This is a genomic window from Micromonospora lupini (genome assembly GCF_026342015.1).
GTDB lineage: Bacteria > Actinomycetota > Actinomycetes > Mycobacteriales > Micromonosporaceae > Micromonospora > Micromonospora lupini_B.
Genome location: NZ_JAPENL010000002.1, coordinates 2,123,293 through 2,143,213, shown reverse-complemented (window position 1 = coordinate 2,143,213; position 19,921 = coordinate 2,123,293). Strand labels below are relative to the sequence as shown.

Genomic DNA, 19,921 nt, shown 5'->3' with positions numbered 1-19,921 from the left:
GGCGGCGTACGCCGTCCGGGTCGTCCCTCACTCAGCCGGCGGCTGCCTTCAACGCGTCACCGAGCGCGTTGGCCTCGTCGGGAGTCATCTCGACGACGAGCCGGCCACCGCCCTCCAGCGGGACCCGCATGACGATGCCCCGACCCTCCTTGGTGACTTCCAGCGGACCGTCGCCCGTCCGCGGCTTCATCGCCGCCATGTTGTCTCCCCTCAGACCTACACCAGGGTCGGTGGGTTGCCCCACAGCCACTTCGTCACGACCACCCGCAACGGTCGCGGGGGTGTCGACAGACGATTTTCCCTGATGAACACCGCCGGACCCAAACCGGAGCAGCATTGATGTAACAGCATCTAGCTTATCTTGAGAAGGCCTGTCACAATGTGCGGTCATGCAGGCACGGTCGGCACTCTTCGACCTGTACGGCGACCACCTCCGACCGAGGGGTGGCCGGGCACCGGTCGCCGCCCTGGTCAAGCTACTGGCACCGTTGGGAATCGCGCCGCCCGCCGTTCGCACCGCCGTGTCCCGGATGGTGCGTCAAGGCTGGCTCGACCCGCTCCGGCTGGCCTCCGGACCGGGATATTCGATCACACCAAAAGCTGCCCGCCGACTGGACGAGGCGGCGGCCCGGATCTACCGGACCGGCCGGGTCACCTGGGACGGGCGGTTCGATCTGCTCGTGCTCGACGCCCCGGGTTCCCGGCGGGACCGGCAGCGACTCGCGGCCACCCTCAGCTTCCTCGGCTACGGCACGCTCGACGAGCAGACCTGGGTGGCGACCCGGCCCGCCGAGGACGTCGACCTGTTGCTGGCCGAGGCCGGCATCCGGTTCGAGCGGTTCACGGCCTCGCACTTCTCCGGCACCCCGGGGGCGATGGGCGTCGTCCGCCGCGCCTGGGACCTGGCCGAGATCGGCCGCGCCTACGAGCGGTTCGTCGCCGACCAGCGACCCCTCCTCGGCGCGGTCACCGTGCGCAGCAGCGACGAGGAGGCGTACGCGGCCCGGTTCCGGCTCGTGCACGCGTGGCGTACCTTCCTGTTCCGGGATCCACAGCTGCCCCCGGCGCTGCTCCCCGAGCGCTGGCCCGGTACCGCCGCCGCCAGCTTCTTCGACCGGCACGCGGCCCGCCTGCGTCCGGCCGCCGACCGGTACGTCGAGCAGTGCCTCGACGCCGGCAACCGCATCGTTCGACAGAAGGGTCGTTAGACACGTGACCGAGCCGTTGCTCGTCGACCGGACCGACGCCGTCGTCACCCTCACCCTGAACCGGCCGCAGGCGATGAACGCGCTCGACCTGGCGCTCAAGGAGGCGCTGCGGGACACGCTCGCCGAACTGGAGACCGACAGGTCCTGCCGGGCGGTCGTCCTGGCCGGGGCCGGTGGGGCGTTCAGCGCCGGGCAGGACCTGCGCGAGCACGTGGCCACCCTGGGCAACTCCTCCGGCAAGCCGCTGGACACCGTGCGGGCGCACTACAACCCGATCGCCGCCCGGCTGGCCAACCTGCCCAAGCCGGTGGTGGCAGCGGTCCGCGGCATGGCCGCCGGGGCAGGCGCGTCGCTGGCCTTCCTCGCCGACATCCGGATCGGCGGCCCGAGCACCAGCTTCCTGATGGCGTTCGCCAAGGTCGGTCTGGCCGCCGACACCGGCGCCTCCTGGACGCTGCCCCGGCTGGTCGGCCACGCCAAGGCCGTCGAGCTGCTGATGCTGGCCGAGCCGGTCCGCGCCGAGGAGGCCTGCCGGCTGGGGCTGATCACGCGCCTGACGGACGACGACGAGCAGGTGCTGCCGGTCGCGCAGGAGCTGGCCGCCCGGCTCGCCGCCGGCCCCACAGTGGCGTACGGGGCCATCAAGCGGCAGCTCTCGATCGCCGACGCCGGCACCCTCGCCGACGCCCTCTCGGCCGAGGCGCAGGCCCAGGCGATCTGCGGCGCCACCGCCGACCACCGGGCGGCCACGCTCGCGTTCGTCGCCAAGCAGAAACCGGTCTTCGAGGGACACTGAACGCGATTCGCACCCCGCCCTTACCGTCCTCGTACGCGGGCCGCCTAGCGTCGGACCACATGAGCGATCGTGAAGCGGTGGCGCACCTGCTGCGTCGGGCGACCTTCGGGCCGACCGCCGACGAGGTGGACGCGGCCGAGCGGGCCGGGCCGGCGGCGACCCTGGACAACCTGCTCGCCCCGGCTCGGGCCGACCGGGGCGCGGCGGCCACCCCGCCGCCGACGCTGCCCGCGGACCCGTACGCCGCGTTGACCAAGGAGTCCACCCGCGAGCAGCGGCAGAAGGCCAACGCCCAGCGCCGGGAGCAGCTCCAGCAGGTGACCCTCTGGTGGCTGGACCGGATGGTCGCCGCCGAGGACGGGCTGACCGAGAAGCTGCTCTTCTTCTGGCACGGGCACTGGGCCACGAGCGCGCAGAAGGTCAAGTCGGCGCGGATGATGCTCGGCCAGGTGGACACGCTGCGCCGCCACGGGCGCGGGCCGCTGGCCCCACTTGTCGCCGCGATGGTGCGCGACCCGGCTCTGATCGTCTGGCTGGACGGGCAGAAGAACACCCGCAAGGCGCCGAACGAGAACCTGGCGCGCGAGCTGATGGAGCTGTTCACGCTCGGCATCGGCGCCTACACGGAGGCCGACGTGAAGGCCGGCGCGCGGGCGCTGACCGGCTGGACTGTGGACCGGCGCACGGGCGTCGCCCGCTTCGAGGCCAAGCGGCACGACCCCGGGGAGAAGACGATCCTGGGGCAGACCGGCCGCTTCGACGCCGAGGCGTACGCCGGACTGCTGGCCGCCCAGCCGGCGGCGGCCACGTTCGTGGCCGGGCGGCTCTGGTTCCGCTACGCCGGCACCGACGTCCCGACGCCGGACGGCCTGGCCGGCGCGGACACCGTCGCGACCCTGCGCGCGCTGTTCTCGTCGCCGGCCTTCGCCCAGACCCGGGGCACTCTCGTGAAACAGCCGGTGGAGTGGCTGGTCGGCGCGCTGCGACAGCTCGGCGTCCGGCCCTCGGCTCTGCCGGAGCAGCAGCGCAAACAACTGCTCTCCGGCCTGAACGCGCTGGACCAGGTGCCGCTGCGGCCGCCCAGCGTGGGCGGCTGGCCGGCCGGCGCCGCGTGGCTGACCACCTCGTCGTTGCAGGCCCGGCTCCGGATGGCCGGGATGCTGGCCACCGCGGCCACCCCGGCGGTGCTGGCCCGGCTGACCGCCGCGCCCACCGCCGGCCGGCCGGACGCCCTGGCCCGACTGCTTGTCGTCGACGGCTGGGGCGCCCGCACCCGGGCCGCGCTCACACCGCTGGCCGGCGAGCCGCGCAAGCTGCTGGCAGCCGGCCTGGTCAGCCCCGAGTACACAGTCAGTTGAGCGGAGGAGTCGAGATATGGACGCCCTGACCCGACGCAGGTTCCTGCTCACCAGCGGGGTGGTGGGCGCGGGCGCGCTGGCCGCCGGCGCCGGCGCGTACGGCCTGCGGGACCTGCTGGACACCTCCGGAGACCGTGACCCGCAGTCGCGCACGCTTGTGCTTGTCACCCTGTACGGCGGAAACGACGGCCTGAACACCGTCATCCCGTACGGCGACCCGGCCTACCGGGCGGCCCGACCCGAACTGGCGTACCCCGACGGCGAGGTGCGGCGGCTGGACGACGACTTCGCCCTCAACCCGGCCCTGGAGGGCCTGCACCAGCGCTGGTCGAAGGGCGGGCTGGCGATCGTGCGCGGAATCGGCTACCCGAAGCCGGACCGCAGCCACTTCCGGTCGATGGACATCTGGCACACGGCGCAACCGGACCGGCCCGGCAACACCGGCTGGCTCGGCCGCTGGCTGGACGGGGCGGGCGGCGACCCCCGACTGGCGGTGTCGTTCGAGCCGGCGCTGCCGCCGCTGCTGGCCGGTGCGCACAGCGCGGGCGCCGCCGTACCGGTGACCGACCGCAAGGCCGCCAAGGGGCTCTCGGCGGAGACGCTCGCCGCGTTCGCCGCCGCCGAGGCGGGCGAATCGCCGGCTCAGGCCCGGGCCGCGGCCTGCTTCGGAGACATGCGGTCGGTGGACGAGATGATCCGCCAGGTACGCGACTCCACCGCCACGGAGGCGGACGACCCGGACGGTGAGCAGGCGCCCGCGACGGCCACCGGCGGGGCACGAACCCCGCTGGACGCGCAGCTGGACCTGGTCGCGCAGTGCGTGGAGGCGGAGGTGTCCACGCGGGTCTTCTCGGTGTCGCTGGGAGGCTTCGACACGCACGCCGACGAGAAGCAGTTGCAGGCCGTTCTGCTGGGCCAACTGGACCGGGCGTTGACCGGGTTCGCCGACCGGATGAGTCGCAGCGAGGCCGGCCGCAAGGTGGTGGTGGCGGTCTACTCCGAGTTCGGTCGCCGGGTCCGGGCCAACGCCTCGGACGGCACCGACCACGGCACGGCCTCCGACATGCTGCTGCTCGGCGCTGGGGTGCGCGGCGGCTGGCACGGGGACGCGCCCAGCCTCACCGACCTCGACGACGGCGACCTGAAATACACCACCGACTTCCGGGACGTCTACGCCACGCTGCTGGAGCGGGTGTTGGACACCGACCCCGGCCCGGTGCTCGCCGACTGGCGGGGACGACTCGACAAGCTGTTCTAAGCCGAGCCCGGCTGCTAGTCGTCCTCTTCCGGGTCCTGGTTGGCCGCCGCGCCCAGCACGAACGCCTGCATGGCCAGCTCGTCGCCGGCCGGTGACACGAAGGCGGGCAGCTCGCGCGGCCCCAGCTCCTGCACGTACGACCAGAACAGGCGCACCGCCTCGGCCGGCGTGCCGGCCTCGATCGGCAGGTCGAGGCTGACCAGCCAGGTGCGCCGCGCCGGGGGCGGGCCGAGCTGCTCGGCCAGCGCCCGGAACGCGGCCGGCTCCAGCGCGGTGACCGGCCCGTCGAGGGTGAGCGGGTCGGTCGGCACCGGCTCGTCGAAGGCCCGCCGGGTGTACGTCACGACGAGCGCCCCCGACTCGATGTCGGACTGCGGATCGTCCGGATCCTCGGAGTGCCGCCGCGTCGGCGTGGTGACCCGGCCGAGGGCCACCAGTCGCGGCGGCGCGTCGGCAAGCACCGCCACCCGATCGCCCAGGACGGGACGCCCGACGTCGGTCAGCCCGGTCAGCTCCAGGCTGTCGTGGTGCACGAGCCGCTCGGCCTCGTAACGCTCCGGGGGCAGCAGCACGGCCCAGGTGCCCGGCCCGTCGGCGGGGCCGGCCGCCCCGGCCCGGTACGCGGTCTCGGTCGTCATGCCTGCCATCCCATCACGCCGCCGGTCAGCGGGTGACGTGACAGCCGACGATGTGATCGTCGACCATCCCGGTGGCCTGCATGAGGGCGTACGCGGTGGTCGGCCCCACGAACCGGAAGCCGCGCTTCTTGAGCGCCTTGGCCATGGCTGTCGACTCCGGGGTGATCGGCGCCAGCTCGGCGAACGAGGCGGGGCGGGCCGGCCTGCGCTCCGGCGCGAACGACCAGAGCAGCGCGGACAGCCCGTCGGGCAGCTCCAGCGCGGCGCGGGCGTTGGCGATGGCGGCCTCGATCTTGGCCCGGTTGCGGACGATGCCGGCGTCGGCGAGCAGCCGGGTCACGTCGGCCTCGCCGTAGCCCGCCACTGTGGCGATGTGGAACTCGTCGAAGGCCAGCCGGAACGCCGGGCGTTTGCGCAGGATGGTCAGCCAGGACAGCCCCGACTGGAACGCCTCCAGGGTCATTCGTTCGTAGAGCGCGTCGTCGCCGCGCAGCGGCCGCCCCCACTCGGTGTCGTGGTAGACGGCGTAGTCGGGGGTGCTCGCCCCCCAGGCGCAGCGGGCCAGCCCGTCGGCGCCGATCACCAGGTCACTCACGTCGCACACGCTAGGCCATCGCACCGACAGCCCCGCACCGTCGGGCTCACCCGGCCGGCGGAACGGTCAGGGCAGTCGGCCCTGCTCGACCAGACGGCCGAACCTCTTGAGCGCCTGGGTGAGGCCCAGCTTGGAGCCGGGCCAGAGCACCGGCCACGCCAGTCGACCGGCCCGGCCGCCCGGCAGGTGGAACCACTCGTGCCAGACGACCTGGGTGCGGGTCTCGCCGAGTTGGGTGCAGCGCAGGACACCGGGGCCACGCAGCACCTGGCCGTGGTGCACCACGCCGATCTCGTACGGCTCGTCGACCCGGACCACCCGCATCTCGTCGCGGAGCGTCGCCCGGCCGAGCGCGGTCACCGCCTCGATCCGGCTGCCCTCGCGCCCGTCGCCCTCGACGACCCGGACCTGGGTGAACGGAATCCAGTCCGACTGCCGTTCCCAGGCGAGCAACGCGGCGAAGACCCGGGCCGCCGGGGCGTTGACGATGACCGTGGCGGTCACCTCGCCGGCGCCGGGTTGCGCCGCCTCCTGAAGATCATCAGCGCCCTCCGGGCCGGTCACGCCGACTCCGACCGGACCACCGCGCCGTGCTGCCCGGCATCACCGGCCGGCTCGTCCCCGGCCGGCTCGTCAGCGCTCGGCGTGCGGGCCGTGGGCGCGTCAGCGGCCGGCGCGTCGTCGGTCGGCTTGTGGGCGGCGGTCGGCTCGCTCTCGGCCGGCGCCACCCCGTCGGAGTCGGCCGCGGAGGAGGTGGCGGCGGGCAGGGCGTCCGCCTCGGCCGGCACCGTGCCGTCGTCAGCCGCCGTGCCCTCGGCCGGCGCCGCAGTTTCGTCCGGCTCCGCCGCGGTCGCGTCCGGCACCGCCCCGGCGGCCTGCTCCCGGGCCTGGCGCAGCGCGTCCGCGTCGTCGGTGCGGCCCTCGCGCAACGCGATGACCTCCGCCTCCAACACGCCGATCAGCTCGGACTTGTAGCCGATGTCGTAGGCCGCACGGCGCATCGCCTGGTCGACCTGGGCCATCCGGTACCCGCGCAACCCGGTGTCGAACCGGACCGCGCCCACATCGGATTCCCTCAGTGGCCGGGTGGCCGGCAGGGGGATGGCCTGCGAATCCGGTTCGGTCGACGCGAGACCGGGATCCCGGCCACTGACCAACACCGTCACGCCGAAAACCACCGCCGCGACAGTCAACGCCACGACCAGGAGGAGCAGAAGCTGACCCATGCACTGATCGTGGCACGACAGCCGGCTGGGAGCGACCCCACCACCCCGATCACCATCGACGTCCACGCCCGCCCGGCTCGGCGACCGACCGACCGGCTAGCGTCGGTGACGGCCGGAGCAGCGGCGACGGTGCGGACAGTCGGGAGGCGTCATGGCCGGGGCACTTCGGCTTGGTGGGCGGACGTTCGCCCCGGGTGAGCTGGTGGTGATGGCCATCGTCAACCGCACACCGGACTCGTTCTTCGACCGGGGCGCCACCTTCGGCGCCGACAGCGCGCTGCGCGCCGTCGAGCGGGCTGTCGACGAGGGCGCGGCGATCATCGACATCGGCGGGGTCAAGGCGGGGCCGGGCACCGAGGTGGACGTGGCCGAGGAGATCCGGCGCACGGTCGACACCATCGCCGCCGTACGGGCCGCGTTCCCGGAGGTGGTCATCTCCATCGACACCTGGCGGGCCGAAGTCGCGACGGAGGCGGTGGCGGCCGGCGCGGACCTGCTCAACGACACCTGGTCGGGCGCCGACCCGGCGCTCGCCCGGGTCGCGGCGGACACCGGCGCCGGCCTGGTCTGTTCGCACGCCGGCGGGCTGGTCCCCCGGACCCGGCCGCACCGGGCCGCCTTCGACGACGTGGTCGCCGACGTGGTCGAGACGGTGACCGGGCTCGCCGAGCGCGCGGTGGCGGCGGGGGTACGCCCCGACGGCATCCTCATCGACCCGGCGCACGACTTCGGCAAGAACACCAGGCACTCCCTGGAGATCACCCGGCGGCTTGACGAGCTGACCGCGACGGGTTGGCCGGTGCTGGTGGCGCTCTCCAACAAGGACTTCGTCGGCGAGACGCTGGACCTGCCGGTGGCCGAGCGGCTGGAGGGCACGCTGGCGGCGACGGCGGTCTCCGCCTGGTTGGGCGCTCGGGTGTTCCGGGCCCACCAGGTCGGGCCCACCCGTCGGGTGCTGGACATGGTCGCCTCGATCCGTGGCGACCGTCCGCCCGCGGCGACCCGGCGGGGTCTGGCCTGAGTCGTCCGGTCGGTGCGGCAACCGATGTGAACGGCCGGCGGAGCGGCACGATCGCCGGAGGCCCCGGCGCTCAGGTCCAGCGCAGGATGTTCCTACGCCAGGCGTAGAGGATGCCGAGGGCGAGCACCGCCACGAACACCGCCATCTCCACCACCGTGACCAGGCCGAAGCCGGGCCTGTCGAAGACCACCGCCCACGGGAAGAGGAACACCGCCTCGACCGCGAACAGCACGTACAGATAGGCGTAGACGTAGTAGCGGATCTGCATCTGCGCCCAGTCCGCGCCGACCGGGTCGAGCCCGCACTCGTAGCTGGTCCGCTTGCCGAACGGGTCGGCCGGACGGGCGGGACGTAACACCCGGTTGGCCGAGAACGCCGTCACAAAGAACAGGACACTGACGAGCAGCAAGAGCCCGAGCGTCGCGTACGAGCCCAGGTAACCGGTCACATCGGGAGCCTACCGCCCACCCGAACGGGCCGTCCCAAACACGTTACGGATTTGTTTCCGGGTGGGACTAGTGCACCGAGGCAACTGTTAACGAACATTGGACATCCACCCATGGCACCGGAGGACAGATGGCCCGCGTGAAGGTATCGCCCGAACGCCGGGCTGCGGGGCGACCTCCCGCGCCCCTGCTGGTGACCTCGCTCGCGCTCGGGCTGCTCGCGGCGCTCGCCGCAGCTCCGACCCTCGCCAGCGCGGCGGTGCCGCACACCCACCCGATCGCCGCCATGACGGAGTCGGCGCCCGAACCCGATCCGGACCCGGAGACCAGTCCGGCGGAGGAGCCCACCCCGACCGAGGATCCGGGCGGCGATCCCGCGCCTACCGACCCGGCCCCGGCGACCACCGCGCCACCACCGGAGACGACGCCGCCGGCGCCTCCGCAGACCACCGCGCCGAACGTGCCTTCGGCGCCGACAACCACCGCTCCCGCCCCGGGCGGCAGCACCAGGACGCCGACGCCCGGACCGCCGGCGCCCCCGGTGCCCCCGGTCAACCCGCCCGCGCAAGGTGGCACGCCGGCGCCGAGCCCACTGGGCGTGCAGGTGACCACCGAGGACGTCACCCTCCCCGAGGCGTACTGGAACGCGACAAGCACCACCACCACGCTGCGGGTCACCGTGGCGAACACAGGCACCGCCGCGCAGCGGGTCCGGCTGTCGTACACCCTGCCGGCGGGGCTCAGCGACGCCGGGACGAAGGGGTGCGTCGCCGCGGGCGGTGGCGCGTACCGCTGCGGGGCCTGGACGGCCGAGGCGGGCGTCCGGTTCAGCAGCCTGATCCGGCTGCGGGTCGCCGGCAACGCCTGGGAGCGGATGCCGCTCAGCGGCTCCGTGCAGGTCGTCGCGGACGCGCCGGGGGTGCCCGGCGAGGTGGCCGACGACCAGGGCTTCGCGGTGCTGTTCCCGCCCGGCCCGCCGGTGCCCGGGATCTCGCTGGCCGCGGACGAGGTCGCGTTCGACATCAGCGGCGCGGCGAGCACCCTCGCGGTGCGGCTGGTCAACACCGGCACGGTGGACGCCGCCGGCCTGGTGGAGGTGATCCTGCCGGCCGGGGTGAGCGTGCCGACCCCACCGGCGGGTTGCGTGGCGGTCGAGGCGTCCCGCACCCGGTGCGACGCGGGCCTGTTGGCGGCCGGCGAGACCCGCGAGCTGCGGCTGCCCGTGGAGGCGACCGCCCAGGCCCAGCGGGAGGCGCCGCTGTCCGGGGCGGTGATCGGTCAGCTCGACCCGCGCAACGGCGCGACCCGGCGGGTGCAGATGAGCTTCCGCATCACCGCGGCGGCAGCGCTGGCCACGCCTGTCGTCTCGCCGCCCGCGCCGACCGGCTCCCAGGGCGTACTCCCGGCGGGCGCCACCACCGACGACGACGGTGGCATGACCTCGGTGCAGCGCACCGCGGTCATCCTGATCGCGGTCTCCGCGCTGCTGGTGGTGCTGGCCCTCACGCTCGCGACCACCTCGCTGCGCCGCCGCCTCGGCGGGTCGGCGGCCGAGCCCACCGCTCCGCCCACCGACTGACCGATCGACGACCCGGGCCGTCCCCGGCCGGCGTCGCGGCCGGCCGGGGACGGTGATCTGAATTACGGCGGGCGGGGCGAAACACCGCAATATTGGGCATATTCGGCGTTGATCGGGTCTCAGTCGGCGGACCTCCGGGGAGGGACGGGGGTCCGTTCGACGTAGGCTCTCAGTGAGGAACGACAGCGGACCGGACCAGCCTGGGGCGGTGCGGTACAGCGTTGCGTCAGGGAGGTCCCGTGGCCGGGCAGGGCGAGGTCCCGCAGTCGCGAACGAAGGTGGCACAGTGACCAAGCAGATCCGTCAACTCGACCGAGTGGTCATCCGGTTCGCCGGTGACTCCGGCGACGGCATGCAGTTGACCGGCGACCGGTTCACCTCGGAGACGGCACAGCTCGGCAACGACATCTCCACGCTGCCGAACTTCCCCGCCGAGATCCGGGCTCCCGCCGGCACCCTGCCCGGCGTGTCGAGCTTCCAGGTGCACTTCGCCGACTACGACATCCTCACGCCTGGCGACTCCCCTCACGTGCTGGTGGCGATGAACCCGGCCGCCCTCAAGGCCAACCTGGCCGACCTGCCGCGCGGCGCGGACATCATCGTCAACACCGACGAGTTCACCAAGCGCAACCTGGCCAAGGTCGGCTACCAGAGCAGCCCGCTTGACGACGACTCGCTGGCCGGCTACGTCGTGCACCCGGTGGCCCTGACCTCGATGACTGTCGGGGCGCTTACCGAGTTGCAGGTGTCCAAGAAGGACGCCGAGCGGTCGAAGAACATGTTCGCCCTCGGCCTGCTCTCCTGGATGTACTCGCGACCGTACGAGTCGACCCTGCGGTTCCTGGAGCGTAAGTTCGCGGCCCGCCCCGAGCTGGTCGCCGCGAACGTTGCCGCCTTCCGGGCCGGCTGGAACTTCGGCGAGACCACCGAGGACTTCGCGGTCCGCTACGAGGTCAAGCCGGCCAAGATGCAGCCGGGCACCTACCGCAACATCACCGGCAACGCCGCGCTCTCGTTGGGCCTGGTCGCCGCCGGGGTCCGCTCCGGGCTGCCGGTCTTCCTCGGGGCGTATCCGATCACGCCGGCGTCGGACATCCTGCACGAGCTGAGCAAGCACAAGCGCTTCGGTGTGCTGACCATGCAGGCCGAGGACGAGATCGCTGCGGTCGGGGCGGCGTTGGGCGCGTCGTACGGCGGGGCCCTGGGGGTGACGACCACGTCCGGTCCGGGTGTGGCGCTCAAGAGCGAGACGATCTCGCTGGCGGTGGCGTTGGAGCTGCCGCTGGTGATCGTGGATGTGCAGCGGGCCGGCCCGTCGACGGGGATGCCGACCAAGACCGAGCAGGCCGACCTGAACATGGCGTTGTACGGGCGGCACGGCGAGGCGCCGGTCGCGGTGATCGCGCCGAAGTCGCCGTCGGACTGTTTCTTCGCGGCGTTGGAGGCGGCCCGGATCGCGTTGACGTATCGGACGCCTGTGATCCTGCTGTCGGACAACTACGTGGCGAACGGCTCGGAGCCGTGGCTGCTGCCCGACGTGGAGTCGCTGCCCGACCTGCGGGTCGAGTTCGCCACCGAGCCCAACGGCGACGACGGCACCACCTTCCTGCCGTACCTGCGCGATCCGGAGACCCTGGCCCGGCCGTGGGCGATTCCGGGCACGGCGGGGCTGGAGCACCGGATCGGTGGGCTGGAGAAGGCCGACAAGACCGGTGACATCTCGTACGACCCGGCGAACCACGACTTCATGGTGCGTACCCGGGCGGCCCGGATCGAGACGATTCCGGTGCCGGACATCGAGGTGGAGGACCCGGACGGCGACGCCCGGGTGCTGGTGCTGGGCTGGGGCTCCACGTACGGCCCGATCGGCGCGGCCTGCCGCGGGGTGCGCCAGCGCGGGCTGTCCATCGCCCAGGCGCACCTGCGGCACCTCGCCCCGATGCCGGCCAACCTCGGCGAGGTGCTGCGCTCCTACGACAAGGTGGTCATCCCGGAGATGAACCTGGGTCAGCTCGCCCACGTCATCCGGGCCCGCTACCTGGTCGACGCGATCAGCTACAACCAGGTCCGCGGTCTGCCGTTCACGGCCGCCGAGCTGGAGACGACGCTGGAAGAGGTCCTGAAGAATGTCTGAGCCTGTCGCTCTCAAGCTCACCGCGAAGGACTTCAAGTCCGACCAGGAGGTGCGGTGGTGCCCCGGGTGTGGTGACTACGCGATCCTGGCGGCGATCCAGCAGTTCATGCCGGAGTTGAACATTCCGCGGGAGCGGACGGTGTTCGTCTCCGGGATCGGCTGCTCGTCGCGTTTCCCGTACTACATGAACACGTACGGGATGCACTCGATCCACGGTCGTGCGCCGGCGATCGCGACGGGCCTGTCGGTGTCCCGGCCGGATCTGTCGGTGTGGGTGGTGACCGGTGACGGTGATGCGTTGTCGATCGGCGGTAACCACCTGATCCACGCGCTGCGGCGCAACGTCAACCTCAAGATCCTGTTGTTCAACAACCGGATCTACGGTTTGACCAAGGGTCAGTACTCGCCGACGTCCGAGGTCGGCAAGGTCACCAAGTCGACGCCTGCCGGCTCGGCCGACGCGCCGTTCAATCCGCTGTCGCTGGCCCTCGGCGCGGAGGCCAGCTTCGTCGGTCGGACCATCGACTCCGACCGCAAGCACCTGCAGTCGGTGCTGCGGGCGGCCGCCGAGCACGAGGGTTCGGCGTTCGTGGAGATCTACCAGAACTGCAACATCTTCAACGACGGGGCGTTCGAGCAGCTCAAGGACCCGTCCACCCGGGACGACTACCTGATCCGCCTGGAGCACGGGCAGCCGATCACCTTCGGTGCCGACGGGCAGTTCTGCGTGGTGCACCCGCCGGGCGCGTTCGGGCTGGAGGTCCGGGAGACCAGCTCGGTGCGCCCGGAGGAGATCGTCGTGCACGACGCGACGGTCACCGACCCGGCGTACGCGTTCGCGCTGTCCCGGCTGCCCGGCCTGGACCTGCGCAACACCCCGATCGGGGTGTTCCGGTCCGTGGACCGGCCGTCCTACGACAGTGTGGTCCAGGACCAGCTCGCGGCCGCCAGGGCGACTGTCACCGAGACCCCCGAGCAGCAGCTCGCCGGTCTGCTGGGCAGCGGCGACACGTGGACGATCCTCTGACCCGTCCGACCTGAACGACAGCGGCCGTCCCCGAATCCGGGGGCGGCCGCTGTCGTCGTGCCGTACTGCCTCAGCGCCTGGCGGAGACGGGGGTCCAGAGGTTGTCGATCTCCTTCTCGCTGGCCGCGAGGCTGGCCTCGTGCAGCGGGATCAGCCCGGCCATCGCCGGCACCGACGGCGCGAGGGTCAGCTCCGTGCTGATGAAGCGCGGTTGCAGGCCGGTCATCGACAGGCCGTGCGGAAGCCACTGCTCCGCGTGGTCCCAGCCGTGCCGCGGGGTGCCCTCGCCGTAGCCGCCACCCCGGGTCGCCAGCACCACGAACTCGCGGCCGCCGAGCAGACCCTCCTGGGTCGTCGGGTCGTGCGACAGGCCGGGGACGAGCAGATGGTCGACCCAGGACTTGACGCTGCTGGGGACGCCGAAGTTGTAGAGCGGCAGCCCGAGAAGCACCACGTCGGCCTGCTTCACCTCGTCGACGATTCGCTCGCTGAGCTCCCAGGACTCGCGCTGGGCCGGGGTGTGCTGGTCCGGCGGCGTCATCCGCGCCAGCCCGCCTTCCGAGTCCAGGTGCGGCAACGGCTCGGCGCCCAGGTCACGGTAGGTCACCGTGCCGTCGGGGTGTGCCGCGCGCCAGGCGGCGGCGGCGCGGGCGGTGAGTCGCCGGCTGACCGACCAGTCGCCCCGGATGCTCGAATCGATATGCAGCAGGTTCATGATTCCTCCTCCAAGGATCGTCTGTGTTGCACCAACTATTTATAGCAGGCAGATGTTCCAAGGCGTCGGTAGACTGGGTCACATGTCCGCGCTGCCGTTGAACCCCTCGGAGCACCGCTCAGGTGCCCTGTTGGATCACCTGGCCCGGCGGATGCGACTGCGGGCCGAGTCGGTGCTCGCGCCCCTGGGCCTGCGGCCCCGGCATCTGGTCGCGCTCACGGTGCTGCGCGCGGGCGGTGGCACCAGCCAGCAGGCGCTCGCCACCACCCTGGAGATGGACAGCACCAACATCGTCGGGCTGCTCAACGACCTCGAAGCGAAGGAACTTGTCGAGCGGCGGCGGTCACCCCAGGACCGTCGACGACACGTCGTCGAACTGACCGAAGATGGTGCAAAACGCCTCAAAGAGGCGGAATGTGCCCTCGCCGGTGCCGAGGACGAGGTGTTGGGGGCGCTGGAGCCGGCCGAGCGGGAGACGCTCTACGAGCTGCTCAGGCGTGCCGCCACCACGACACCGATCAGTTGCAGCGCGGCGATCGACGAGGAGCCCGACGCCTGCTGACGCGCGCCAGCGTCAGACAGTCGCCGTGGACTGCGGCCGGTCGTCGCGGACGTGCACAAGCATGTCGCCGGTCTCGATCACCGCACCGGCCCGGTCGGCGAGGGTGACCACCTTGCCCCGCCGGACCAGGGCGATCACCAGCGAGTCCAGCTCACGCGGCGAGCGACCCACCTCGTCCCGTTCGGCCGAACGCATCGCCAGCGCCATGCCCTGCCCCGGCGTGAGCAAGTCCTCCACCACGTCGATAAGCGGCGGTGCCGAGGTGGACAGGCCGAGCAGGCGGCCGGCGGTCGCCGAGGAGACGATCACGTGGTGCGCGCCGCTCTGCTTGAGCAGCGGGGCGTTCTCCGCCTCCCGCGCCGCCGCGATGATCCGGACCTGCCCGGCGGTGAGCTGCCGAACGGTAAGCGCCACCAGCACCGAGGCGTCGTCACTGTCAGTCGCGATGATCACGGCCTTCGCGTTCTTGACATGAGCCTCGTTCAGCACCGACGACCGCGTGGCCGAACCCTCGATGGCCACCAGCCCGGCCGACGTGGCCTGCCGCAGGGCGACGCTGCTGCGCTCCACCACGACGATCCTCGACCGGTCCAGGCCATTCTCCATCAGAGCGTTGACCGCGCTGCGTCCCTTGGTGCCGTAGCCGCAGATGATGACGTGGTCCTTCACGACTCTCCTCCACCGCGACAGGCGACGGCCGGTCCGGTACTGCTCGGTCAGGACTTCCAGGGTGGTGCCGACCAGGATGATCAGGAAGAGCACCCGGGCCGGGGTGACGAACAGGACGTTTACCAGCCGGGCCGACGGCGCCGCGGGGGTGATGTCCCCGTAGCCGGTCGTGGAGAGCGAGACGACCGCGTAGTAGAAGCAGTCGAGCAGGGTGAGGCCGTCCTCGTTGACGTCGCGGTAGCCGTCCCGATCCAGGTAGACCGCCGCCACCACGGCGAAGACCAGGCCCAGGGCGGCAGCGAGCCGGAGGCTCAGCGCGCTCAGCGGGCCCCGGCGCTGCGCGGGAAAATGGATCACCGTCGAACCTGTTCCGCCGCCGTCGCCTGCACGACCACAACATAGCGGGTACGTCGTGGACTGAGCGCCCGGGTCGCGCCGACGCACCACCGCCAACGGCCGACCCGATCCGCAGGGGTCGGTAGGCAGGGCCGACAACCGGCATGATGGGGGTGTTCCTCCGACGACCGCGAGAGCGAGGTCCGCATGTCGTTGCTGCGACGAGTTATCGGCGGGGTGCTGCGCCGGCTGCGCCAGAGCCAGGGCCGCACACTGCGCGAAGTGGCCGCGTCCGCCGGGGTCTCCGTGCCCTATCTGTCCGAGGTCGAGCGGGGCCGCAAGGAGGCCTCGTCGGAGGTGCTCGCGGCGATCTGCCGGGCACTCGGCATCCGCCTGTCCGACCTGCTCGAACAGGCCCGCGACGACCTGCGCCGGGTCGAACCGCGCATCCCCGCCGCGCCCCGGGCGGCGCTGGCCCGGCTGGAGCGGGTGCCGTCGGCGCGCACCGAGACCGGTTCGACCTTCCGGATCGGCTTCCAGCCGAGTGGCTCGACGCCACCCGTGGCCGCCGTCCCGGCCCCCGTCCGGCAGCCGGCCGGGCCGGTGCTGCGGCTGGGCGGGCCGATCCTGCACGTCGGCGGTCCGGCATCGGCGGTCGGGTCGACAGTCGGCGGGGCAGGGCTGCGGGTTCGGCTGATCGCCTCCGCGCCGGCCGGGCGCTCCGGCCCGCGTACCGCCAAGATGCTGGCCTGCCGTCGGGCCCGGGCGGGCCGGCGGCGGCTGACCCTGGTGTAGGCCGGCCGGGTTCTGCCCTGGGCGGATCTGCCGGCGGCAGAATCCCTGGCCGGCGGCCGGGCGTCGCCGCACGCTTGAGGGGCCGGTCCCCCGGGCGGTCCCCCGCCCGCCGGCACGGTGGAGGGCGGCGGCAGATGATCGGGTACGGCGTGCTGATGCGGGACGGCGGACAGCCGACCTTCGGTGATCAGGTGTTCGAGCGGCTGTTGCGGGAGCGGATCGTCTTCCTCGGCAGCGAGGTGACCGAGGAGTCGGCCAATCAGATCTGCGCGCAGATCCTGCTGCTCGCCGCGGAGGACGCCGACCGGGACATCTACCTCTACATCAACTCGCCGGGCGGCTCGGTGAGCGCCGGAATGGCGGTGTACGACACGATGCGCTACGTCCGCAACGACGTGGCCACCCTGGCGCTCGGGTTCGCCGGCTCGATGGGGCAGTTCCTGCTGTGCGCGGGCGCGGCCGGCAAGCGGTTCGCGCTGCCGCACTCGCGGATCATGATGCACCAGCCCTCCGGTGGGATGGGCGGCACCGCCGCGGACATCACCATTCAGGCGGAGAACATGCTGCACGTGAAGCGGACGATGCAGGAGCTGATAGCCCAACACAGTGGACGGACGCTCGACGAGATCCAGCGGGACTGGGACCGGGATCGCTGGTTCACCGCCGAGCAGGCCCAGGAGTACGGCCTCATCGACCGGGTGCTCGCCCGAGCCGAGCAGCTACCGGCAGACTGACCCGACGCGGCAGGCACCCCCGGGTGGTGCCCGTTGGTTAGGGTCACGTCTATGCGTCGACTGATCCCTACCCTTTCGATTGCCCTCGCCGCCGTCCTCGTGGCCGGCTGCGGCACCACCTCCGACGACACCGGAGGGTCCGGGCCCTCCGCCGCGCCCGCCACGACCAAACTCGAACCGGTCGCCGCCGTCCGGCAGGCCATGGACCGCAGCCTCGCCGGCACGGTCACCATGGACGCCTCGGTCAAGGCCGGCAACCAGTCGATCACCCTCAGCGGCAAGATGGACCCCGCCGCCAAGGCGATCCACGTCACCGGCAACGCTCCGGAGCCCATCGAGGCCCGGCTGATCGGCGACGCCGCCTACATCAAGTCGGACTCGCTCGACGGCGACAAGCCCTGGATGAAGATCGACCTCAACAAGCTCCGGCCGGCCAGCTCGCTGCGCCAGTCGTTCGACCTCAAGGCGCAGACCGGCATCATCGGCGGCATCGTGACCGCCCAGGAGGTGAGCCCCGGCCACTACAGCGGCACCGCCGACCTGAACAAGGCCGCCGAGGCCGCCGGCCCGGACGGCGGCATGCGCGACGGCCTGGAGTCCACTGCCAAGCTGGCGAAGGACCCGAAGGCGATCCCCTTCGAGGCGACCGTCGACGCCGACGGCCGGCTCACCGCGCTGTCGTACACGATCGCCACGAAGAGCGTCGGTGCTCTCGTCACGGACATGAAGATGAGCGGCTTCGGCGAGCAGGTCTCGGTGACCGCGCCGCCCGCCGGCGACACCGAGGCGGCCTCCGCGGAGATGTACAAATTCCTCTGACCCCACGACGACGCGGTGCCCTCCGGACGATCCGGAGGGCACCGCTGTTTTCTGGGGTCTGCTGTGGGCCTGCGCGGTAACGTTTCGCCGCGCTGTCCCGTCCTTGGGGTGACAACCACAAGGAGGATCCATGTTCGCCGCTTACGTGACAGTCACCATCATCGCTTCGGTCTTCACCGCCATCGCCGCGGTCACCTACCTGATCGGCCACGACTATCCCAAGGCCCAGGCGGACATGAAGCGGGTGCCTCATTCGTGGCTGCCGGTGCTGGGCCTGTTGCTGGCGGCGGGCTCGGCGGGACTGCTGGTCGGGTTCGCCGTGCCACTGCTGGGGACACTCGCGGCCGTGGGCCTCGTGCTGTATTTCGTCGGCGCGCTGATCGCGCACCTGCGGGTCGGGTCTCGCAAGCTCCTGGGCTGGGCGGTCTTCTTCGTCACCGTGCTGGCCGCGCTGGCCGTGAACCTGGCCTACCGCCTCTAGGTGGGCTTCCGAGCCGCCCTGCTCCGCTACGAGTACGAGCCGATCGGTGTGGCGTCGTCCCGGGTGGGGCCGACGGCCAGACGGTCCCCGATGGTGCGCTGGAACTCCTGGAAGGCGGTCAGGTCGGTGAGGCCGTCGCCGTCGACCACGTGAACGAAGGTGACCCCGTCGGCCAGCCGGAAGGCGCTGTACCGCAGGCCGGGCGGTGCCGTGGCCGCCAGTTCGGCGAAGACGTTCTCAATCAGACGCTGGTTCTCGTCTGCCGCGTCGGGCTTGGTCTCGTAGCGGATCACTGTTGCGCTCATCGGGCCCTCCCTGCTGGTTTCACTGTCACTGGTACTGACCGCGCGAAACCTGGAAACTCATCGCCACGACTACTCCGGCCCCTGGCGGCTGTGTGCTGGGCCTGACCCCCGGTGCGCGGCGTGCTGTCATTGCGGGGGAGCACTCCCCGGACTCGGCATCGCGTCGTAGGACGTGGTCCTGGGCCGGGGGCTCTGGTTGCCCGTCAGGAGCCGATCGAGGAGATGCCGTGAACCTGGAGGACGAGTTCGCGCAGTACCGGGGTGAGCTGGTCGCGCACTGCTACCGGATGCTCGGCTCGCTGCACGACGCGGAGGACGCGGTCCAGGAGGCGTACCTACGTGCGTGGCGGGGGTTCGCCGAGTTCGAGCAGCGCTCATCGGTGAAGACCTGGCTCTATCGGATCGCTACGCGGGTCTGTCTGAACGCGTTGCAGCACAGCAGCCGTCGGATGGTGCCGTCAGCGTTGGGGGCCCCTGGCACCGATCCCGACCACCTGGAGGCGCAGGCGCTGGAGGCGACCTGGCTGGAACCGTTCCCGGATCTCATGCTGAACGCCGACCCGGCCCTCGTCGTGGGGACCCGGCAGAGCCTCAGACTGGCGATGGTTGCCGCGCTGCAGCACCTGCCACCGCGGCAGAGAGCAGTACTGATTCTGCGGGAGGTCCTCGCGTGGCAGGCGTCCGAGGTGGCGGAGCTGCTCGATACGACGACAGCGGCGGTGAACAGTTCGCTCCAGCGGGCGCGTGCGGAGCTGGCCAAGCTGGCACCGGCCGAGGAGCAGTTCAGCGAACCGGACGAGCCCGCCCGCCGTGCGCTGCTCGACCAGTACGCCACGGCCTTCGAGAAGACCGATCTGGTCGCGTTGGAAGGTCTGCTGACCCAGGACACCCGGTGGGAGATGCCGCCGATCCCCACCTGGTTCGACGGTCGCAAGGACGTACTGCGCCTGCTGACGGCGAAGCTGCTGCCCGGGGACGGGCAGCGCATCATGGTGGAAACCTCAGCGAACGGTCAGCCCGCGTTCGCCTGCTACACCCGCGGACGAGACGGCACCTTCCACGCGCACACGCTGCAGGTGCTGACCCTGAGCAAGGCCGGCGTCTCCGCGGTGCTGGCGTTCCACCGAGCCGACCTGTTCCCCCTCTTCGGACTGCCGATCGACAGGCATTCGCAGGAGTGAAGGCGCCAGGCCAGCACCGGGCCGCACGGTCAATCACC

22 protein-coding genes and 1 pseudogene are annotated in these 19,921 nt (G+C 71.9%); 14 read left to right on the top strand and 9 right to left on the bottom strand.

What is annotated here, in order from left to right; translation table 11 throughout:
- Positions 1 to 31: 31 nt before the first annotated feature.
- Positions 32 to 199 carry a DUF3117 domain-containing protein gene (locus OOJ91_RS24760; RefSeq protein WP_007455245.1) on the bottom strand — a complete coding sequence of 56 codons (168 nt, stop codon included), beginning with the start codon at positions 197 to 199 and terminating at the stop codon, positions 32 to 34.
- A 190-nt stretch (positions 200 to 389) separates the two neighbouring features.
- On the opposite strand from OOJ91_RS24760, the gene OOJ91_RS24755 reads away from it, so the two are divergent.
- Genes OOJ91_RS24755 through OOJ91_RS24740 form a run of 4 tightly spaced genes read left to right on the top strand, consistent with a single transcriptional unit; the run spans position 390 to position 4,620 of the window.
- Positions 390 to 1,208 (top strand): PaaX family transcriptional regulator, encoded by an 819-nt coding sequence (locus OOJ91_RS24755; protein ID WP_007455243.1) that lies wholly within the window; start codon positions 390 to 392, stop codon positions 1,206 to 1,208.
- A gap of 4 nt (positions 1,209 to 1,212) precedes the next feature.
- Positions 1,213 to 2,004 (top strand): enoyl-CoA hydratase-related protein, encoded by a 792-nt coding sequence (locus OOJ91_RS24750; RefSeq protein WP_266248589.1) that lies wholly within the window; start codon positions 1,213 to 1,215, stop codon positions 2,002 to 2,004.
- Positions 2,005 to 2,063: 59 nt separating this feature from the next.
- Positions 2,064 to 3,362: a DUF1800 domain-containing protein gene (locus tag OOJ91_RS24745; RefSeq protein WP_266248587.1), complete on the top strand. Its 1,299-nt coding sequence runs from the start codon at positions 2,064 to 2,066 to the stop codon at positions 3,360 to 3,362.
- Between the two features lie 16 nt (positions 3,363 to 3,378).
- The gene (locus OOJ91_RS24740) at positions 3,379 to 4,620 is read left to right on the top strand and encodes a DUF1501 domain-containing protein (RefSeq protein WP_266248585.1); all 1,242 of its coding nucleotides are present in this window, start codon (positions 3,379 to 3,381) and stop codon (positions 4,618 to 4,620) included.
- Between the two features lie 14 nt (positions 4,621 to 4,634).
- On the opposite strand, the gene OOJ91_RS24735 is transcribed toward OOJ91_RS24740, so the two are convergent.
- From OOJ91_RS24735 to OOJ91_RS24720, 4 genes are all read right to left on the bottom strand, one after another.
- Positions 4,635 to 5,258: a hypothetical protein gene (locus OOJ91_RS24735; RefSeq protein ID WP_266248583.1), complete on the bottom strand. Its 624-nt coding sequence runs from the start codon at positions 5,256 to 5,258 to the stop codon at positions 4,635 to 4,637.
- 25 nt (positions 5,259 to 5,283) lie between these two features.
- The gene (locus OOJ91_RS24730; protein WP_323178564.1) at positions 5,284 to 5,853 is read right to left on the bottom strand and encodes a DNA-3-methyladenine glycosylase I; all 570 of its coding nucleotides are present in this window, start codon (positions 5,851 to 5,853) and stop codon (positions 5,284 to 5,286) included.
- 66 nt (positions 5,854 to 5,919) lie between these two features.
- Positions 5,920 to 6,417 carry an SRPBCC family protein gene (locus tag OOJ91_RS24725; RefSeq protein ID WP_266248581.1) on the bottom strand — a complete coding sequence of 166 codons (498 nt, stop codon included), beginning with the start codon at positions 6,415 to 6,417 and terminating at the stop codon, positions 5,920 to 5,922.
- Positions 6,414 to 7,079 (bottom strand): DivIVA domain-containing protein, encoded by a 666-nt coding sequence (locus tag OOJ91_RS24720; RefSeq protein WP_266248579.1) that lies wholly within the window; start codon positions 7,077 to 7,079, stop codon positions 6,414 to 6,416. The genes OOJ91_RS24725 and OOJ91_RS24720 overlap by 4 nt, the downstream gene beginning before the upstream one ends.
- Before the next feature lie 151 nt (positions 7,080 to 7,230).
- On the opposite strand from OOJ91_RS24720, the gene folP reads away from it, so the two are divergent.
- Positions 7,231 to 8,100, top strand: coding sequence for a dihydropteroate synthase (gene folP, locus OOJ91_RS24715; RefSeq protein ID WP_266248577.1), 870 nt, complete (start codon positions 7,231 to 7,233; stop codon positions 8,098 to 8,100).
- Positions 8,101 to 8,170: 70 nt separating this feature from the next.
- Here the strand turns inward: folP and ndhC are convergent, their stop codons facing one another.
- On the bottom strand, positions 8,171 to 8,548 hold the full coding sequence (gene ndhC / locus OOJ91_RS24710; RefSeq protein ID WP_007455225.1) for an NADH-quinone oxidoreductase subunit A: 378 nt from the start codon (positions 8,546 to 8,548) through the stop codon (positions 8,171 to 8,173).
- Between the two features lie 128 nt (positions 8,549 to 8,676).
- On the opposite strand from ndhC, the gene OOJ91_RS24705 reads away from it, so the two are divergent.
- The 3 genes from OOJ91_RS24705 (at position 8,677) to OOJ91_RS24695 (ending at position 13,286) form a co-directional block, all read left to right on the top strand.
- A complete protein-coding gene (locus tag OOJ91_RS24705) occupies positions 8,677 to 10,125 on the top strand; it encodes a hypothetical protein (RefSeq protein ID WP_266248574.1) in 1,449 nt (482 codons plus the stop codon).
- A 286-nt stretch (positions 10,126 to 10,411) separates the two neighbouring features.
- Positions 10,412 to 12,259 carry a 2-oxoacid:acceptor oxidoreductase subunit alpha gene (locus tag OOJ91_RS24700; RefSeq protein ID WP_266248572.1) on the top strand — a complete coding sequence of 616 codons (1,848 nt, stop codon included), beginning with the start codon at positions 10,412 to 10,414 and terminating at the stop codon, positions 12,257 to 12,259.
- Positions 12,252 to 13,286: a 2-oxoacid:ferredoxin oxidoreductase subunit beta gene (locus tag OOJ91_RS24695; RefSeq protein WP_266248570.1), complete on the top strand. Its 1,035-nt coding sequence runs from the start codon at positions 12,252 to 12,254 to the stop codon at positions 13,284 to 13,286. Before OOJ91_RS24700 ends, OOJ91_RS24695 begins: the two co-directional genes overlap by 8 nt.
- A gap of 70 nt (positions 13,287 to 13,356) precedes the next feature.
- Here the strand turns inward: OOJ91_RS24695 and OOJ91_RS24690 are convergent, their stop codons facing one another.
- Complete coding sequence (locus OOJ91_RS24690; protein ID WP_266248568.1) at positions 13,357 to 14,001, bottom strand: FMN-dependent NADH-azoreductase; 645 nt, start codon at positions 13,999 to 14,001, stop codon at positions 13,357 to 13,359.
- Positions 14,002 to 14,083: 82 nt separating this feature from the next.
- On the opposite strand from OOJ91_RS24690, the gene OOJ91_RS24685 reads away from it, so the two are divergent.
- On the top strand, positions 14,084 to 14,563 hold the full coding sequence (locus tag OOJ91_RS24685) for a MarR family winged helix-turn-helix transcriptional regulator (RefSeq protein WP_266248566.1): 480 nt from the start codon (positions 14,084 to 14,086) through the stop codon (positions 14,561 to 14,563).
- A gap of 12 nt (positions 14,564 to 14,575) precedes the next feature.
- Here the strand turns inward: OOJ91_RS24685 and OOJ91_RS24680 are convergent, their stop codons facing one another.
- Positions 14,576 to 15,589 (bottom strand): potassium channel family protein, encoded by a 1,014-nt coding sequence (locus OOJ91_RS24680; RefSeq protein WP_007455218.1) that lies wholly within the window; start codon positions 15,587 to 15,589, stop codon positions 14,576 to 14,578.
- Positions 15,590 to 15,775: 186 nt separating this feature from the next.
- Between OOJ91_RS24680 and OOJ91_RS24675 the strand changes: the two genes are divergently transcribed.
- The 4 genes from OOJ91_RS24675 to OOJ91_RS24660 all read left to right on the top strand — a co-directional run bounded on the left by OOJ91_RS24675 (position 15,776) and on the right by OOJ91_RS24660 (position 18,397).
- Positions 15,776 to 16,363: a helix-turn-helix domain-containing protein gene (locus OOJ91_RS24675; RefSeq protein ID WP_266248563.1), complete on the top strand. Its 588-nt coding sequence runs from the start codon at positions 15,776 to 15,778 to the stop codon at positions 16,361 to 16,363.
- Positions 16,364 to 16,497: 134 nt separating this feature from the next.
- Positions 16,498 to 17,097 (top strand): ATP-dependent Clp protease proteolytic subunit, encoded by a 600-nt coding sequence (locus OOJ91_RS24670; RefSeq protein ID WP_266248561.1) that lies wholly within the window; start codon positions 16,498 to 16,500, stop codon positions 17,095 to 17,097.
- A gap of 51 nt (positions 17,098 to 17,148) precedes the next feature.
- A complete protein-coding gene (locus OOJ91_RS24665; RefSeq protein WP_266248559.1) occupies positions 17,149 to 17,916 on the top strand; it encodes a hypothetical protein in 768 nt (255 codons plus the stop codon).
- A gap of 130 nt (positions 17,917 to 18,046) precedes the next feature.
- The gene (locus tag OOJ91_RS24660) at positions 18,047 to 18,397 is read left to right on the top strand and encodes a DoxX family protein (protein WP_266248557.1); all 351 of its coding nucleotides are present in this window, start codon (positions 18,047 to 18,049) and stop codon (positions 18,395 to 18,397) included.
- A 26-nt stretch (positions 18,398 to 18,423) separates the two neighbouring features.
- Here OOJ91_RS24660 and OOJ91_RS24655 read toward each other — a convergent pair whose 3' ends face one another.
- Complete coding sequence (locus OOJ91_RS24655) at positions 18,424 to 18,702, bottom strand: hypothetical protein (RefSeq protein ID WP_266248556.1); 279 nt, start codon at positions 18,700 to 18,702, stop codon at positions 18,424 to 18,426.
- Positions 18,703 to 18,908: 206 nt separating this feature from the next.
- On the opposite strand from OOJ91_RS24655, the pseudogene OOJ91_RS24650 reads away from it, so the two are divergent.
- A pseudogene (locus OOJ91_RS24650) lies at positions 18,909 to 19,883 on the top strand (sigma-70 family RNA polymerase sigma factor); the annotation flags it as partial.
- Positions 19,884 to 19,921: the final 38 nt, after the last annotated feature.